The 16,193-nt window shown below is 62.5% G+C and carries 13 protein-coding genes, 1 tRNA gene and 2 pseudogenes; 11 read left to right on the forward strand and 5 right to left on the reverse strand.

What is annotated here, in order from left to right:
- Positions 1 to 62 precede the first annotated feature (62 nt).
- Positions 63 to 968: a LysR family transcriptional regulator gene (locus FRZ40_RS39580; protein ID WP_147237924.1), complete on the forward strand. Its 906-nt coding sequence runs from the start codon at positions 63 to 65 to the stop codon at positions 966 to 968.
- 6 nt (positions 969 to 974) lie between these two features.
- On the opposite strand, the gene FRZ40_RS39585 is transcribed toward FRZ40_RS39580, so the two are convergent.
- The 4 genes from FRZ40_RS39585 to FRZ40_RS39600 all read right to left on the reverse strand — a co-directional run bounded on the left by FRZ40_RS39585 (position 975) and on the right by FRZ40_RS39600 (position 5,502).
- Complete coding sequence (locus FRZ40_RS39585; protein WP_158647077.1) at positions 975 to 2,747, reverse strand: hybrid sensor histidine kinase/response regulator; 1,773 nt, start codon at positions 2,745 to 2,747, stop codon at positions 975 to 977.
- A gap of 174 nt (positions 2,748 to 2,921) precedes the next feature.
- Positions 2,922 to 3,764, reverse strand: a complete 843-nt coding sequence (locus tag FRZ40_RS39590; RefSeq protein WP_147237926.1) for a MipA/OmpV family protein — start codon at positions 3,762 to 3,764, stop codon at positions 2,922 to 2,924.
- The gene (locus FRZ40_RS39595; protein WP_147237927.1) at positions 3,761 to 4,654 is read right to left on the reverse strand and encodes an alpha/beta hydrolase; all 894 of its coding nucleotides are present in this window, start codon (positions 4,652 to 4,654) and stop codon (positions 3,761 to 3,763) included. Before FRZ40_RS39595 ends, FRZ40_RS39590 begins: the two co-directional genes overlap by 4 nt.
- A gap of 5 nt (positions 4,655 to 4,659) precedes the next feature.
- Complete coding sequence (locus tag FRZ40_RS39600; protein ID WP_147237928.1) at positions 4,660 to 5,502, reverse strand: DUF4118 domain-containing protein; 843 nt, start codon at positions 5,500 to 5,502, stop codon at positions 4,660 to 4,662.
- Positions 5,503 to 5,869: 367 nt separating this feature from the next.
- Between FRZ40_RS39600 and FRZ40_RS39605 the strand changes: the two genes are divergently transcribed.
- Positions 5,870 to 8,287: a glucose/quinate/shikimate family membrane-bound PQQ-dependent dehydrogenase gene (locus FRZ40_RS39605; RefSeq protein ID WP_275671102.1), complete on the forward strand. Its 2,418-nt coding sequence runs from the start codon at positions 5,870 to 5,872 to the stop codon at positions 8,285 to 8,287.
- A 37-nt stretch (positions 8,288 to 8,324) separates the two neighbouring features.
- Here the strand turns inward: FRZ40_RS39605 and FRZ40_RS39610 are convergent.
- Positions 8,325 to 9,416: pseudogene (locus FRZ40_RS39610) on the reverse strand (citrate synthase family protein); the annotation flags it as partial.
- Between the two features lie 175 nt (positions 9,417 to 9,591).
- On the opposite strand from FRZ40_RS39610, the gene FRZ40_RS39615 reads away from it, so the two are divergent.
- From FRZ40_RS39615 to FRZ40_RS39655, 9 genes and pseudogenes are all read left to right on the forward strand, one after another.
- Positions 9,592 to 10,947 carry an MFS transporter gene (locus FRZ40_RS39615; protein WP_028365892.1) on the forward strand — a complete coding sequence of 452 codons (1,356 nt, stop codon included), beginning with the start codon at positions 9,592 to 9,594 and terminating at the stop codon, positions 10,945 to 10,947.
- Between the two features lie 74 nt (positions 10,948 to 11,021).
- Entirely contained in the window at positions 11,022 to 12,017 is a 996-nt protein-coding gene (locus FRZ40_RS39620) for a 2-hydroxyacid dehydrogenase (RefSeq protein ID WP_147237929.1), read from the forward strand.
- Positions 12,018 to 12,108: 91 nt separating this feature from the next.
- Positions 12,109 to 12,399 (forward strand): DUF2934 domain-containing protein, encoded by a 291-nt coding sequence (locus tag FRZ40_RS39625; RefSeq protein ID WP_240057474.1) that lies wholly within the window; start codon positions 12,109 to 12,111, stop codon positions 12,397 to 12,399.
- Between the two features lie 103 nt (positions 12,400 to 12,502).
- Positions 12,503 to 12,587: transfer RNA gene (locus FRZ40_RS39630), tRNA-Leu, on the forward strand.
- Positions 12,588 to 13,215: 628 nt separating this feature from the next.
- On the forward strand, positions 13,216 to 13,662 hold the full coding sequence (locus FRZ40_RS39635) for an Ohr family peroxiredoxin (protein WP_028365895.1): 447 nt from the start codon (positions 13,216 to 13,218) through the stop codon (positions 13,660 to 13,662).
- 124 nt (positions 13,663 to 13,786) lie between these two features.
- Positions 13,787 to 14,233, forward strand: coding sequence for an OsmC family protein (locus FRZ40_RS39640; protein WP_028365896.1), 447 nt, complete (start codon positions 13,787 to 13,789; stop codon positions 14,231 to 14,233).
- A gap of 173 nt (positions 14,234 to 14,406) precedes the next feature.
- Positions 14,407 to 14,599, forward strand: a pseudogene (locus FRZ40_RS45570) (VOC family protein); the annotation flags it as partial.
- Positions 14,600 to 14,688: 89 nt separating this feature from the next.
- Positions 14,689 to 15,150 (forward strand): MarR family winged helix-turn-helix transcriptional regulator, encoded by a 462-nt coding sequence (locus FRZ40_RS39650; RefSeq protein WP_147237930.1) that lies wholly within the window; start codon positions 14,689 to 14,691, stop codon positions 15,148 to 15,150.
- Positions 15,151 to 15,193: 43 nt separating this feature from the next.
- A complete protein-coding gene (locus FRZ40_RS39655; RefSeq protein WP_028365898.1) occupies positions 15,194 to 16,153 on the forward strand; it encodes a cupin domain-containing protein in 960 nt (319 codons plus the stop codon).
- Positions 16,154 to 16,193: the final 40 nt, after the last annotated feature.

Consider the following 16,193-nt stretch of genomic DNA (forward strand, 5'->3'; position numbering starts at 1 on the left):
TCGCGCGCGACACGTTGCGAAACGCTGCTATGCTTTTGGCATCTGCGTTCATCTCTTCAGCCATGGACAGGCTTCAGGCAATGACCACTTTCGTGGCCGTGGTCGAGACGGAAGGCTTCGCGTCCGCGGCGCGCAAGCTCAACGTGTCGCCCTCGGTCATCAGCCGCATGATGACGGAACTCGAAGAACATCTGGGCGTGCGCCTGTTGACGCGCACCACGCGTGTCGTGCGGATGACGGATGCAGGCGCAACGTTCTTCGAAGACTGCCGCCGCATCCTCGCGGATGTCGATGCCGCCGAGCTTTCCGCAGCGGGCGCCAACACCACGCCGCGCGGCCAGCTGACGGTGACGGCGCCCGTCCTGTTCGGCAAGATGTACATCACGCCCATCGCTCAGGACTATCTGACGCGTTATCCCGCCGTCAGCCTGAATTGCTGGTTCATGGACCGTATCGTGAACCTCGTCGACGAAGGCGCGGACGTTGCGATCCGCATCGGCGATTTGCCGAGTTCTTCCTTGCAGGCAATCGCCGTGGGCCACGTTCGGCGCGTACTGTGCGCGTCTCCCGCTTATCTGGAAGCGCATGGCGTCCCGCAGCATCCCGACGATCTCGCGTCGCACGTCACGATTCAGGCAACGGGCCTCACGCCTGCGCCGGAATGGCGCTTTCAGGTGGACGGCAAGCCGCTGACCGTGCCGATCCAGCCGCGCCTCGTGACCACCACGAACGACTCGGCGATCGCGGCGGCACTGGCGGGTCTGGGCATCGTGCGCGTGCTGTCGTATCAGATCGCGCAGGAACTCACGAACGGCACGTTGCGCGTCGTGCTCGCCGATTACGAACTCGCGACGCTGCCCGTTCATGTCGTGCATCGCGAGGGCAAGCACGCGAATCAGAAAGTGCGTGCGTTCCTCGATCTCGCCATCGAAACGCTCAGGGCCAAGGCTTCCCTCTGGCGCGGCTAGATCGCGTTATGCGTCCGCGCTTGCGGCGTCCGCGTCGAAGTGGCGGCCGCCCGCCAGCACATCCGTCAGCTGAACAAGGCTGACCGGCTTGATCAGATGCTGATCGAAACCCGCGCTGCCGCTGCGCGCGCGATCTTCCGGCTGGCTCCATCCCGTCAGCGCGATCAGCCGCACGTTCGTGGAGCCACCACGCGTGCGGATCTGCTGCGCGAACTGATAGCCATCCATGCCCGGCATGCCGAGATCGATGAACGCGAGGGTAGGCGCGAAATGATCGAGTGCTTCGAGCGCCCGTGTGCCGTCGTAGAACACCTTGCTCTCGCACCCAAGAACGCGGAGCAGTTCGCCGAGGCTATCCGCGGCATCGCGGTTGTCATCGACGACGAGCACGCGCTGTCCGTCGAACTTCGCGAGTTCCTGTGCAGGCACGATGGGTTCGGCTTGATCGCCCGCTTCGTCGACAGGCAGCGAAACGGCAAAGCAGCTTCCCTTGTCTCTGCCGTCGCTGCTCGCGGAAATGGTGCCGCCATGCAACTCGACCAGTTTCTTCGCGAGCGCGAGTCCGATGCCGAGGCCGTCACCCTGCGTCTGCGGCTGCAAGCGCCCAAAGAGCGTGAACAACAGCGATTGCTCGTCTGTCGAAAAGCCGATCCCGCTGTCCTTGACGCGAATGGTTGCGCGGTCGTTTTGCAGCGTGACGGAAACGGCGATGCCGCCGCCCGGCGGCGTATATTTTGCGGCGTTGTTGATCAGGTTCGAGAAGACCTGCGCGAGCCGCACTTCGTCGCCGTTCACGTAGATGGGACAGGGCGCGGCGTCGACGGTGAGCGTGTGCCCTGCTTTCTCGACCGCCGAACGGCTCAGTTCGACGCCAGCCTGCAAGACGGCCGACAGCTCCGTACGCCGCCGATGCAACTGGATTGCGCCGTTGTTGATCCGCGCCACTTCCATCAGATCGTCCACCAGCCGGACCATGTGATCGAGCTGACGATCGAGCATTTCAAACACGCGGTTCGTGCCCGGCGGCATCTGATTGAGACGCAGAATCTGCAAGCCGTTGCGGATCGGTGCAAGCGGGTTGCGCAACTCGTGTGCGAGCGTCGCGAGAAACTGGTCTTTCATGCGGTCCATATGCTGCAGCCGCGCCTCGCTCTCGCGCAGCAGCGTCTCGGCACGCGCACGTTCGATCAGGCTCGCGGCCTCGCGCGCGAGGATGTCGAGCAAACGGAGTTGCCGCTCGTTCGGCTCATATGCATGTGCCCAGTGTGTGGACAGCATGCCGATCAGCGCGCCTTCGCGCGAATGGAGCGGCGTGGTCTGCACGGCCCGGATGCCCGTCTCGTGATACACCTCCAGATCGACGGTGCCCGCAAACTCGGGACGGGTGTCCACGTCGGATACGATCACGCGCTGCCCCGATGCCATGGCAAAGCCACAACTCGTGGTCGAATCAATGTAGACGTTGCGCCAGTGTTCCGCTGCCGCCAGCGTGAAGCCGCAATGAGCGATCAACTCGAGCTTCTGCTGACCATCCGCGTCGCTGGAAACCATCTGCAAACTGGCGAAGTCGGAATGAAGCAACTGCATCGAGGCCTTCACGATCCGGCCATAGAGCGCCGACGGTTCATGTTCCACCAGCATGTGCAGCGAAAGGTCGTGCAAGGCTCGGCTGTCGGCGAGATCTTCATTCAGCAGCGCGATCAGGCTGGCGGGGCTCGCAGTATCGTCGGCTGAGTCAAGCGGCTGATTGACCAACGGCTTTGCATCACGTTTGCTCATATCGTTCCGTCGCTGTGAATCCGGGCAATGGGCGGCGGACATATTCTAGCGCGGCTGGACTGCTGTTCGAAATGTGTGCGCGCGCATCCATCGATCGATTGTTAGCGTCGGCCGATGAAGCTGAGAATGACAATCGAAATCGAAAGGTCGCGAAGGCGACCTCGGCTCAACCGATCAGAACCGGTAGTTCAGCGACGCGAGCGTGTTCAGTTCGCTTCTGCGTTCGGTGATGGGACTCGCGGCCGCAAAGTGCTGCAAACGCCCCAGCGTCACTGCAACGGAGCCGACCCAGTGCTTCGAGAAGTCGTAGCTCACATAGCCGTTCAGGTGCACGTCGCGAATACCCGCACCCGTGTTGTACGCAGGCAGCCCCGAGGCCGCGCTTTGCTGGCTCGACACGCCAAAGAACGTGCGCGTGTACAGCGCGTCCGCCCAGGTGAAGCCCGGACCGACGGAAAACAGCCAGCCTCCCGCGGGAAGCGACGCGTAGAGATCCGTGACGACCGTCTTGCCCTGACCGTGCCCGGCGATATCCTGATACAGCGCAACCGAGCCGGTGAATGCCCAGACCGTGTAGTCGGCAAACAGCTTGAGCTTCGGGCCGCCGTCGACATTACCCAATCCGTGCAAATGCGGATCGTCCTTTTCCTGACGCGATTGAAAGTCGAAGCTGAGCGATGCGCCGACGTGATAGTTCTCGCTGCGTATCACGTTCAGGCCCAGCACGTCGGGACCTTGCGAGAAGACACGGTCGTCGTAAGAGATGTCGAGCGCCGGATAAGGAAACACACGCAGTTCGCGCGAGCCCGGATACAGCGGCGTAATCACGACGCCCGGCCCGAACGCGATCTTCCACTTGCTGGCGGGTTTCACCGCTGCGCTGCTATCAGGCAAATCGGGCGAAGAAGACGCATCGGGCATATCGCCCGCCCGCGCGCCGATGGGATGAATGGCCAGCGCGAACGCCGCCGCCGCGCACATGCGCCTTGCTGCATTGAAAGTAACGGGCATCGTCATCTGGCGCGTCCTTTGCCCATTGCTGCAAGCTGCCGAAGCCGCCGGGCCAGCGCCTTCGACACGACGGGCTTGCCGCCCGCATCGCCCGTGCGGCTCGTCAACTCGCTTTCGCGCAGAAACAGTGCCGTTTCGCGCGCAACGATCTCGCGCTCGTTGTCGGACGTGATCATGTGATACGAATCGTCGAGCCAGATCGTTCGCAGGAACGTCGAGCCGATCGCCGAAGCGATGAAACGCGGATTGCGCGGGCTCGACGTTTCGTCGTCGATCGCGTGAACGATCAGGCAGTCGTTGCGGATGCCGCGCACCTGCGAACGCACGCATGCCGCGAGGCGGCTTGCTTCGTGCAACGCAGGCAGCGAGATCGTCGACGGGCCGACTTCGCTGAAGTCGTCGCGCTCCATCGCGCGCGCAATCTTCGCACGCAGCGCGTCGTTGCGCAGCCCATAAGGCGCCGACTCGCGATAGCGGTAGCGCGAACGCAGCGGCGAGTAGTACGCCCAGTTCAGCAGGAAGCGATACCAGGGAATCGCCCAGCCGTCGTACGCGAGCGTCAGCGACAGCAGCGCGACTGCCTGCGCCTGCGGCCGCCGGAGCGCGAGCGCGAGTGCGAGCGACGCACCGATCGACAGCCCGCAGATCGACACCCGTTCGTAGCGCGCGGCAAGCGCGTCGAATTCGCGCGTCGCCGCGTCGAGCCATTGCTCCATCGCCTGTTCACGCGAACCGGCCGTATAGCCTTCGAGCACGGGCACACAGGTGGTGAAGCCTTCGTCACTCAGAAAGCGCGCGAGGTAGCGCAATTCCAGCGGCGAACTGGAAAGGCCATGCAGCATCAGCACGGCGTGGCCGTCGCCTTCATTGAAGATCGTTCGGACGGAGGTTTTCATGGGTATCAGTCGCCGATGCGCAGCACGAGGAAATCGCCCGCGTGCGTCGTGAAGCGTTCGCATACGCAGTCGACGAGTTGCGCCGCGCTGTCGTCCGATGCGCCGGACGCGCCCGCCGGCATCCCATGCGCACCCGTGGCGGACGCGCGCATCCGCACACGATGCCGCCCCGGCCACAGCGCTTTCGACAGACGGCGCGCGTCTTCCGGGTGAACGTCGTCGAAGCGGGGACCGGGCGCGATCTCGGCAGGCGGCAATCCAACGGTGCGCGCGACGGTTGCAGCGTCGGCCGCGCCTGCGGCATCAGCGCTTTCGGCCCAGGCCGGCGTGCGCTCGAGTGCCTGGATCAGCACGAAGGAATTGCTGTGCTGGGACAGATGGCGCAGCAGCCGATGCGTTTCATCGACGGCGCGGCGCGCCAGCATCCGGTCGTTGTCGTGACGCAGCAGCATCTCGTAGCGCGACTGCGCCACCGCCGTGACCAGTTCGGCGCGAAACTGCGCGCGCCTCAACCGTTCGATCAGCGTAATGACGACGAGCGCGACAAGCGGATACGAGATGACGAACAGCACGTCGGAGCGATTGATGACGCTTACGACGGCATATGGCGGCACGAACAGGTAGTCGGCAATGCAGAGGCCGGCCAGCATCACGGTCAGCGCCGGTGCAAGCCCAAAGTAATATTCGATCAGGACTGCCGCAATGGCGAACGCCGTGCCCGGCATCACAGGACCGAGCAGCGGGTGCAAAAGAACTCGCACGAAACTCGCGATGCATAGCGCGGCAATCGCGGCGAACCATCGCCGAGGCCCTCGGGGCGCCCAGCGACGGGCATTTTGGACTTGCATGAGACTTTGCGTTGCCGGACAGCCGGCCGTTTTGTACTGCGGCCATTAGGGCCAGGGTGGCGAATGAGGCGCGAGTATCGGGCGCGCGAGGTCCGAACGATATCACATGTAACACGCTGTAATACTTGGACTTTTCCGATTTTTTTCATTAATGCGACGTGAGGGCTGCATTTTATGCGCGCTAACGTTTGCGATATCTAAGGTGCGTGAACGATCATTAAGAGGAACGCGGCAGCCCCCTCCATGCAGAGCGACCAGGCTCGTACGTTGCTACTGCATGATGGGTTTGAGCATCGCAAATTCGGTCTTCGCGCGATGATGCGGGCAGTGCAGCGAGCGGTGGCACAAGAAAACGGAGGCTTACAGAATGAACGACAAGAACCAAGCGGGCACGTCGATGCGCACGTCGCCGTCGGGTATCGGGCGATGGCTCAGCGTTCTGTTTGCCGTCCTGTCCGGTCTGTATCTGCTGATCGGCGGTGTCTGGCTCCTGACGATAGGCGGGTCGCCCTATTACATCGTTGCCGGAATCGTGCTTCTTGTTGTCGGCTGGATGATCTATCGCGGCAATGGGATCGCGTTGCTGCTCTACGCATTGCTGCTGATCGGCACGCTGATATGGGCCGTGTTCGAAGCGGGCTTCGATTTCTGGGCGCTTGCGCCGCGCACGGATGTCCTCGTTCTGTTCGGCATCTGGCTGCTGCTGCCGTTCGTCTACGGGCGGCTCGAGCCATCCGCGCGACGCAGCGGCGCGAGAGCGCTCGCGGTAAGCCTCGTTCTCACGGGCGTTGCGCTCGCGTATGCCGCGTTCAACGATCCACAGGAAATCAGCGGCAAGGTCGCGGACAACGCCGCCGTGTCGCTGCCGCAACCCGACTCGCGCCCCGGCGACTGGACGGCCTATGGCCGCACGCAAGCGGGCACGCGCTATTCGCCTCTCACGCAGATCAACCAGGACAACGTGAAGAATCTGCAGGTGGCGTGGACATTCCAGACGGGCGACAAGAAAGGCCCCAACGATCCCGTCGAAATCACCGACGAAGTGACGCCGCTCAAGGTCGGCGACACGCTCTATCTGTGCTCGCCGCATCAGCTCCTGTTTGCGCTGGACGCCGCCACCGGCAAGGAGAGGTGGCGCTTCGATCCCGGTCTGAAGGCAGATCCAACCTTCCAGCACGTGACCTGCCGCGGCGTGTCGTATCACGAGACAGCGGCGGCCGCTGCCGCGAAAGACGCAGCCGCGCAACGCGCGTTGCCTGCGTGCTCGCGCCGCGTGATCCTGCCCGTCAACAACGGCCACCTGTTCGAACTGGATGCCGCGACGGGTCAGCGTTGCGCCGGCTTCGGGAACAACGGCGACCTCGATCTGCAGCCTCTGCAACCCGTGAAGACCGCGGGTGAATATGAACCGACTTCGCCGCCCATCGTCACGGACAAAATCGTCGTGATGGCGGGATCGGTGACCGACAATTATTCGAACCATGAACCATCGGGCGTGATACGCGGATTCGACGTCGAAACGGGGCGCCTCGTATGGGCCTTCGATCCGGGCTCGGACACACCGAACGCCATTCCCGACGATCAGCACGCGTTCACGCCGAATTCGCCGAACTCGTGGGCGCCCGCCGCCTACGACGCGAAGCTCGATCTCGTGTACCTGCCCATGGGCGTGAAGACGCCCGACATCTGGGGCGGCGATCGCACGCCGCAGTATGAGCGCTACGCGAGCGGCCTGCTCGCGCTGCATGCGTCGACGGGCAAGCTGGCGTGGTTCTATCAGACTGTCCATCACGATCTGTGGGACATGGATCTGCCCGCGCAACCGACCATCGCCGATATCACCGACCGCAACGGCAACGTCGTCCCCGCGATCTACGCGCCCGCGAAAACGGGCAACATCTTCGTGCTGGACCGCCGCACGGGCACACCCATCGTGCCCGCGCCCGAGCAGCCCGTACCGCAAGGCGCGGCCAAAGGCGACCACGTATCGCCGACGCAGCCGTTCTCGCAACTCACCTTCCGCCCCGCGAAGAATCTGACGGGCGCGGACATGTGGGGCGCCACGATGTTCGACCAGCTTGCGTGCCGTGTGATCTTTCACCGGCTGCGCTACGAGGGTCCGTTCACGCCGCCGTCCGAGCAGGGCACGCTGGTTTTCCCCGGCAACCTCGGCATGTTCGAATGGGGTGGACTCGCTGTCGATACCGATCGCCAGCTTGCGATCGCCAATCCCATCGCGCTGCCGTTCGTGTCGAGGCTCGTCGCGCGCGGTCCGGACAATCCAATCGAGCCACCGCAAAACGGTCAGGGCGGCACGGGTACGGAAACAGGCATCCAGCCGCAATACGGCGAGCCCTTCGGCGTGACGCTGAATCCGTTTCTGTCCCCCGTCGGCTTGCCTTGCAAACAGCCGGCATGGGGTTACGTTGCCGCGCTCGATCTGAAGACGAATCAGATCGTGTGGAAGAAGCGCATCGGCACCGTGCGCGACAGCGCGCCCGTGCCGTTGCCGTTCAAGATGGGCATGCCGATGCTCGGCGGCCCGACGACGACGGCGGGACACGTGTTCTTCATCGGCGCGACGGCCGACAATTATCTGCGTGCATACAGCACCGACACAGGCGAAGAGCTATGGCGCGCCCGGCTTCCCGCAGGCGGCCAGGCCACGCCGATGACCTACGAAGCGAACGGCAGGCAGTATGTGGTGATCGCCGCGGGCGGACATGGTTCGTTCGGCACGAAGCTCGGCGACTACGTAATCGCCTATGCGTTGCCGAACCCGTAGCACGTGCGGGGCCGACATAGTGTGCGCGAGGCCGCAGCAGGCTTCCGCCCGTCATCTGTTCGATCGAATGCGCAGCCCAGCCGACGCTTCTCGCGATAGCGAACAACGCGAAGGCCGCGTCTCGTTGCAACTGACAATGCTCGACGAGGGCGGCAAGCGCCACGTCGATGGCGGGCTGCTTGCCCGTCAGATGATCGACGCAGCGGATCAGTTCGCTCGTGGTTTCCGAAGGCTTCAACATCGACAGAAGATACGCCGCTCGCGGATCGCCCTGCGGATACAGCTCATGTCCGAAGCCGGGCAGCGACGCGCTGCCGCCTAGTCTGCTTCGCACCGTCTGCTCGACTCCGTCGCGCTGTGCATCGTCGAGCAGCCCATACACTCTTGCGATTGCATCCCCATGCAACGGCCCGGAAAACGCGGCGAGTCCCGCCAGCATGCACGCACCGAGCGACGCGCCCGTGGACGCGGCCACCCGCGCGGCAAACGACGAACTCGTCAATTCCTGATCCGCGAGCAGCACGAGCGTTTGCCGCAACAACTCTGCGTGCCGCGCGGCGCGCCATGCGCGCGCGATGCGCAGATGCAGCGGTCCCTCATCCGATCGAAGCGCGACGAAACCGCTGGCGAGACGGCCCACGAGTTCAGCCGCTTCCGCATGCATGCCGGCGATATCGGGTGCACTGCCTGAATGGCTGCAAGAAGCCGCCGCCATGCCCATCGACGCATAGACGCGCGCGTTCGCGGGACCGTCGATCTTCAACGGTGCGAACGCGCGAAAGCAAGGCGGTTCGTCCGAACTCCACAGGAGTTGTGCGGCCTCTTCGAGCGTCGCCGCAGCGGCGAGATGAAGCGCGTCTTTTCCACGGTAATAAAGGCGTCCGCGAACGATCGTCGAGATGTGCGTGTTGATGATCGGTTCGCCCCACGCCATCGTGCTTGCCGCAATGTTCTTGCGCGCCCGGCCCAGGTCGCGCTTTTTCGTCAGCATCGAAATATCCGACGCGCGATAGAGCTTGCGGCTCGTGTGATCGGGATCCCAGCGCACTTCGATCTGCCCGCGGCTGACATACGCGTACAGCGTCTGCTTGCGCACGCCGAGCGCCTCGCAAGCCTCCTCCTGCGTCATCCAGTTCTTCACGTTGATCGACTCAATCAAGGTTGACGGTCTTGGGTGCCGCCGGTTTAATGCAGACACAAACACATAGAAGAACCGGACGATACGCGCCGATCAGCGCATCGAAGCACGTCGTTCGCGTTCCCATTCTTGCGACCTGTTCAGAGGCACCAAGGAGGAGATATCGATGGCTTCACACCGAACGACCCAGTATATATCCACCGCGTCCGATCGCATGACGCGCACCCGCTACTCGATCCTCGCGACGATCCTGCTGCTCGCGACGGTCGCCTATGCGGACCGCGCCATTCTGTCGATCGCGGGGCCGGGCATTTCGAAGCAGTTCGGCCTGAATCACGTGCAGCTGGGCTACGTGCTGTCTGCGTTCAGCTGGGCCTATGTGATCGGCCAGATTCCGGGCGGCCTGTTGCTCGACAGGTTTGGCACCAAGAAGATGTATGGCGCGACGCTCATTCTGTGGTCGATCGCGACGATGCTCGTCGGCTTCATCGGCAACGTCACGTCCGATCTCTCCATTGCGCTGGCGCTGCTGTTCGCGCTGCGCTTCGCGCTCGGCCTGATCGAAGCGCCGAGCTTTCCCGCGAACGGCCGGGTTGCGGTCATGTGGTTTCCGAGGGAAGAGCGCGGACTCGCTACTTCTCTGTTCGCATCGGCGTCCTACTTCGCCGTGGCGATCTTCTCGCCCTTCGCTGGCTGGCTCACGGCGAAATTCGGCTGGCCCGCGCCGTTCATCGCGCTCGGGCTCATTGGCATCGCGTCGGCTGGTCTGTGGGCCGCTGTCATGCACGAACCGCGCAATCATCCGCGCGTCTCCGGCGCGGAACTCGATCACATCGTGGCAGGCGGCGCGATGATCGATATCGACTCGAAACATGAATTGCAGGCACGTCCCGCCGTCTCGTGGCCGATGGCGCGCACGCTGCTCGGCAACCGCATGTTGTGGTGCTCGTATATCGGCCAGTACTGCACGATCGCGCTCAGCTATTTCTTCATTACGTGGTTCCCGATCTACCTCGTGCAGGCGCGCGGGATGAACGTGATGCAAGCGGGCTTCGCGACGATGATTCCCGCCGTGGCCGGCTTTCTCGGCGGCATCGCGGGCGGCGCGATCTCCGACATGCTGATCCGTCACGGCTGGAGCGTGTCGTGGGCGCGCAAGACGCCGTATATCGTCGGCATGCTGGTGGGTTGCTGTCTCGTGCTGTCGGCCTTCACGGAAAGCAATGTCGCGATCGTCGGACTCATGACGCTGGCCTTCTTCGGCAAAGGTGCGGCTGCGGGCGCGGGCACGTGGGCCATTGTCAGCGATACGGCGCCGCGCGAAGCCGTGGGGCTGGCGGGCGCAATCTTCAATTGCGTGGGCAACATCGGCGGCATTGTCACGCCGATTGCTTTCGGTTACATCGTTCAGGCAACGGGCGGCTACACGGTCGGACTTTACTTCGTCGCCGCGCATTGCCTCGTCGCAGCCGTCGTCTACCTGCTGTTCATGGGTAACATCCAGCGCGTGAAGATGAGTTGACGCTGACATCGATGCAACACGCCAGGCCCGGCGTGGCGACACATGCGCCGGGCAAATTTTATGGAAACCAGGTTATGCAACAAGCGGACACGCTCAAGCCAGTCATCCTCAACGCAGCCGAATTGCCGGAGCGGACCCACGCAGAACTCCGTGCGCTGTTCGACGTCCTCGATCTGCCGAAAGACTCCGCAACGGCGTCTACGTTTCTCGCTGAACACGGCCATCGCGTACGCGGCATTGCTTTGCGCAAAACGAAGATCGACGCAGCGTTCCTCGACGCACTGCCTGCTTTGGAGATCATCTCCAGCTACAGCGCAGGACTCGACAACCTGGACGTGCAGGCCGCGAAGACGCGCGGCATCCGGATCGAAAACACCTCGCACATTCTTGCCGAAGACGTCGCGAATGCAGCCGTCGGTCTCGCGCTCGCCGTCACGCGCGACTTCATCAACGCCGATGTCTTCGTTCGCTCGGGCGAATGGCCTGCACGCGGGCAATATCCTCTCGGACGATCGATCTCACGGATGAAGATCGGCATCGTCGGACTGGGCACGATCGGCTCGGCGATCGCCCATCGCCTGCAGGCATTCGGCTCGACGCTGGCGTATTTCGGCCCGTCGCGCAAACCCGTCGACCTGCCCTACTACGACGACATCGTCCGCCTCGCGCGCGATTGCGACATGCTGATTCTGACCTGTCCGCTTTCTCCCGCCACGCATCATCTCGTCGATGCGGCCGTGCTCGATGCGCTGGGACCACGCGGGTTCGTCGTGAACATTGCGCGCGGTCCTGTGGTCGACGAGCCCGCACTGATCGCGGCCCTGGCTGAAAACAGAATCGCAGGCGCCGCGCTCGACGTCTTCGAACACGAACCGCTTGTTCCCGAAGCATTGATTCGCGACCGCCGCGTCGTGCTGACGCCGCATATCGGCTCCGCGACGGACGAAACGCGCCGGAGCATGGCGGAGAATGTCGTCGATACGCTCGCGCAGCACTTTGGCATCGAGGGTCCGCGAAGCAAGGCGGAGCAAAGCGAGCGGGCCGGCGTGGCCGTCGAAAGTATCGGCTGAAGGACTCGCGCGACACTCGCAGCAACCGCTTCGGCTTCAGGCATCGCGGATGCTCAGTGCCAATGCGCAATTGACCCCGCGCAATTGACCCGTGCTGTTCACCGAGGAGAGCGAGATGGCTGAAGCCGGCAGCGAACGCAGCAACGACGATCGTATTCGCGAACGTGCATATCAACTTTGGGAGCGTGACGACGATCCGAAGCGACATGCCGACGAGTATTGGGACACGGCCCGGCGTCAGATCGAGGCCGAGGGCATGGACAGTTCGCCCCCGCACATCGAGCAATCGGACAAGCGTCAGATAGAAAGCGAAGTCCCGCAGGAAGCCGGCATTCCACACGCCGATGCGGCAGCCAGGCCGCGCGCGAAACGGACGCGATAAGGCGATGCAGGTTCGATGCTCGAGTTGCCATCGCCGTCGAACCTGCGCGCACTACATACCCCCTTTTAAACCGTTGGATTAGTCGCTACAATTGCGGCCCCTTGCCCAGGTGGCGGAATTGGTAGACGCACTATCTTGAGGGGGTAGCGCTGAAAGGCGTGCGGGTTCGAGTCCCGCCCTGGGCACCAAAGCTTGTTCCGGCCGTATCCGTTGCATTCCAAACAATCCCGCAGGATCAAGCGCTAGCGGGGATTTTCTTCCTTTACGTCCCCGTTCGTCCCTTGGACAACCGCCAGTTCCACCTCGCCAGCGAGCTGGTTATGGAGACCAAAATCGTTGAGAAGCCATGCGGTGTTCCAACCTTGATAGCGCGAGCTGGTTGAAAGTCGGCGCGGTTTCGGTCATGCGCTACTTCTGACCGACCGCTGCCCGATGGCGCGATACGGAAGCCGACGCCCCGTATTGGGCGCTCACACCGACGGCACCGGCGGCTGCCTCCTCCGCCATTCTTGACATTCATACGCTCCTAGCCGAACCACGAAGCCGGTGAGAGGAGATTCGTGAAAGCGCTCGGCTCACTCATTTCACGCTTACGAAAGCGCCTGGACACGGCTTGCGCAGTGTGGCCCTATAACCCGTTCCCGGAAATATGACCGTGCGCCCAGCAGCCGTTCATGGGACCGCAAACGTCATGCGCCGACACCGGCTGTCGCGAATTGATCATTTCGAGCACGCCTTTGAACCATTCGCGACTCGGCGAGCGCGACACCTCAATTTAAAGTGGCGACTCCTATCCACATATCGAAGGAGTTCAACATGACCACGATCGATAAAGTCCTCTTCTCAGGCGATAGCCACGCCACGTTCAATCACGACCTCGATATCCAGCCTGGCGAGCACGGCGTTCTCAACCTCGAACTGTCGGCTTTCGGCGGTGAAAGCCTCGATTTCATCGGCACTGAGTTGCACCCGCGAGCTGAACAGCTGTTTTCGGGCGCGTGGTCGGCCTGTTACATCAGCGCGTTCGAGATCGCGGCCTCGATGAAGAAGGTCACGCTACCTTCGGACTATTCCGTCGACATCCACGTCAGCATCGGCTCGGTCGGTGAAGGCTTTTGCCTCGGCGCGCAATTCACCGTCCACGCACCGGGTCTGGCACCGGAAACCGTCCAATCGCTCGCGCTTCTCGCCCATCAGATCTGCCCTTACTCAAAGGCTGTCCACGGCAACATCGAGGTCGGCCTCAACGTGGTCACGGCGTAATCGTAATTGCCCCGGGTTCGCACAACATCCCCACCGCATTTTCGCTCTCGTATTATTAATCGCATACGATCTTATCGATAGCGATTTATACAAGCCTCACATTCATCGGTAAAAGGAATACGTCATGGAAAAGATCGAGAAAGTCCTCACTTCAGGCAACACGCACGTCACCGTCAATCGCAATCCGGACGCCCAGCGCGGCGAGTTTGGTGTCTATGACCTCAAACTGACGGCGCCCGGTGTCGAAGACCTCCAGTTCGTCGGCACCGAGCCGCACCCACGGGCCGAGCAGTTGTTTGCTGGTGCCTGGTCGGCCTGTTACACCACGGTGTTCGGGATGGCAGCCCAGCTAAAGAAGGTAACGCTGCCGCCCGACTATTCCGTGGACATCAAGGTCAACATCGGGCAGACCGGTCCCGCCTGGTTCCTCGGCGCTCGGTTCACTGTCCGTGTGCCGGGTATCGAGCAGAAAATCGTGGAGTCAATCGCTCACCTGGCCCATCAGATCTGCCCCTACTCGAAGGCGGTGCGCGGCAACATTGAGGTCGTCACGAACATCGTCACGGTGTGATCGGATGAGGGGCGCACTACCCTCGTCGCACACCGCCTGACCGTCAACTCCTCTCCAACGGGGGCCGCCGCGCATTGCCGCTCTTCGTGCGCGTCGGCCACAGCAGCGGACGGGTCGTCGTTTATTTATTCCGCAGGATGGACACAATGTTCAGTCACGTAGTGGTCGGCAACAACGCGATCGGCTTTGCCGGCCAGTCCACTCAGCAGGTCGACCAGTGGCATGCCGCCGGGGTCGCCAATGGCGGAACTTCGGTTGAAGCGCCGCCCGGTGGGGCGTGAGACCGCATACGGCAGCCTCTATCTCGCCTACCTGCGCGATCAGGACGGCAACAGACTTGACGCTCTGTATCGCGAGCCTGACTGAAGCGATTCGCTTTCCGGGTTTATTGTCGTTCGTCAGATGATCTTTCGTAAGGCTTGCAAAACGTCGGCCTTGAGTCCAGGAGGATACAGATGAAACCCACCGATCAACGGGCACCTGGCAATCTCACGCTCTCCGATTTCCTATGCTTTGCGGTCTATTCCGCGAACCTGGCGTTCGGCAAGGCATGCAAGCCGATACTCGATGAGCTTGGGGTGACTTACACGCAATACTTCACGATCATTGCACTGTGGGAGGCAGACAATCAGACCGTCGGTGGACTGGGCGAAACACTTTTCCTCGAATCGAACACGCTTACCCCGATGCTGAAAAAACTTGAGGCGATGGGCTATTTGCGAAGGCAGCGTGATTCCGAAGACGAACGCCAGGTGCGGATCCTCCTGACAAAAAGTGGCCGGCGCTTGTGCGAAAAGGCCATGACGACAAATCTCTCAGAGGCGTCTGGCCTGACACCGGACAAGTTCATTAAAGTGCAAAAGTCTGTCGTCGCGCTGCGGAACGAGCTTATGAGGCTCGTTGGACACGGCGAATGAATGCTGACAGTCGTCTTACCGCGATCAAAAAGGGAGGTCCGATATGCAAGATCAGACCGACTGGCTAACCCGTTTCATGGAGCTTGTGACCATAACGGGAAAAGTGGAGGTTCGCTGTGCAATGCGAGCCCCGTGGGCAATCGAATACGCCCAGGCCGGAGCGCAGGAGATGCCGTACCACGTTGTACTGACCGGCAGAGCCGTATTCGAGAACTCGGATAGCGGGGCAACCTGCGAATTGCGGCCCGGCGACATCGCCTTACTGCCGCACGGTTCCGCGCACGTGTTACGCGACGGCAGCGGCGCCACACCGGGACCGACCAAGGTCCGCAGTTCGGGCAGTCTCCTTGTCAACGAAAGTAGCGGCGATGGCGAAGCATTCGACATGTTGTGCGGGCGATTTGTCGTCGCGCCGCCTCATGATCGACTGATCCGGAGCTACCTCCCGTTGGAACTCGTGGTTCGCACCGAAGATATCGCCGCCGCCACACACAGTCTGCCGCAAGCGGAGCGCTTGAGCCGGTTGGTCGCGCTGATGCGGGCCGAAGCGATGGACGACGAAGTGGGCAGCGGCGCCGTGCTAAACGCGCTGTCGTCCGCCCTATTTGCGTTGACGTTACGGGCGGCCGGTGAGGCTGGTCAAGCACACACGGGTGTGCTCGCGCTGGCCGCCCACCCGAGGCTGGCGCCTGCGGCCGCTGCCATGTTCGGCGACCCGGCTCGAGCATGGACGCTTTCTGAACTGGCCGGACTTTGCAGCATGTCGCGCGCGACATTCAGGCGACATTTCCAGGCCAGCCTCGGCCGCTCCGCGATGGATTTGCTGACCGATATCCGGATGAGCGCAGCGGCAAATGCTCTGCGGAAATCCACTTCGTCCACCGAGGCAGTTGCAGATCTTGTCGGATACCAGTCGGTGTCCGCCTTTCGACGGGTATTCACTCAGCGGATGGGAGCGACGCCTGGCGACTGGCGGCAACTTCACCGAGCGGGCACAGAATGAGCGGCTGGGATACGTACGCTGTTGCCGACCACATCCGGCA

The sequence above is a fragment of the Paraburkholderia azotifigens genome, assembly GCF_007995085.1.
Taxonomy (GTDB): Bacteria; Pseudomonadota; Gammaproteobacteria; order Burkholderiales; family Burkholderiaceae; genus Paraburkholderia; species Paraburkholderia azotifigens.

Excerpts from the sequence above, each read along its gene's own strand:
- FRZ40_RS39580 (WP_147237924.1), top strand. The coding sequence starts at position 63 with ATGGACAGGCTTCAGGCAATGACCACTTTCGTGGCCGTGGTCGAGACG.
- FRZ40_RS39585 (WP_158647077.1), bottom strand. The coding sequence starts at position 2,747 with ATGAGCAAACGTGATGCAAAGCCGTTGGTCAATCAGCCGCTTGACTCA.
- FRZ40_RS39590 (WP_147237926.1), bottom strand. The coding sequence starts at position 3,764 with ATGACGATGCCCGTTACTTTCAATGCAGCAAGGCGCATGTGCGCGGCG.
- FRZ40_RS39595 (WP_147237927.1), bottom strand. The coding sequence starts at position 4,654 with ATGAAAACCTCCGTCCGAACGATCTTCAATGAAGGCGACGGCCACGCC.
- FRZ40_RS39600 (WP_147237928.1), bottom strand. The coding sequence starts at position 5,502 with ATGCAAGTCCAAAATGCCCGTCGCTGGGCGCCCCGAGGGCCTCGGCGA.
- FRZ40_RS39605 (WP_275671102.1), top strand. The coding sequence starts at position 5,870 with ATGAACGACAAGAACCAAGCGGGCACGTCGATGCGCACGTCGCCGTCG.
- FRZ40_RS39615 (WP_028365892.1), top strand. The coding sequence starts at position 9,592 with ATGGCTTCACACCGAACGACCCAGTATATATCCACCGCGTCCGATCGC.
- FRZ40_RS39620 (WP_147237929.1), top strand. The coding sequence starts at position 11,022 with ATGCAACAAGCGGACACGCTCAAGCCAGTCATCCTCAACGCAGCCGAA.
- FRZ40_RS39635 (WP_028365895.1), top strand. The coding sequence starts at position 13,216 with ATGACCACGATCGATAAAGTCCTCTTCTCAGGCGATAGCCACGCCACG.
- FRZ40_RS39640 (WP_028365896.1), top strand. The coding sequence starts at position 13,787 with ATGGAAAAGATCGAGAAAGTCCTCACTTCAGGCAACACGCACGTCACC.
- FRZ40_RS39650 (WP_147237930.1), top strand. The coding sequence starts at position 14,689 with ATGAAACCCACCGATCAACGGGCACCTGGCAATCTCACGCTCTCCGAT.
- FRZ40_RS39655 (WP_028365898.1), top strand. The coding sequence starts at position 15,194 with ATGCAAGATCAGACCGACTGGCTAACCCGTTTCATGGAGCTTGTGACC.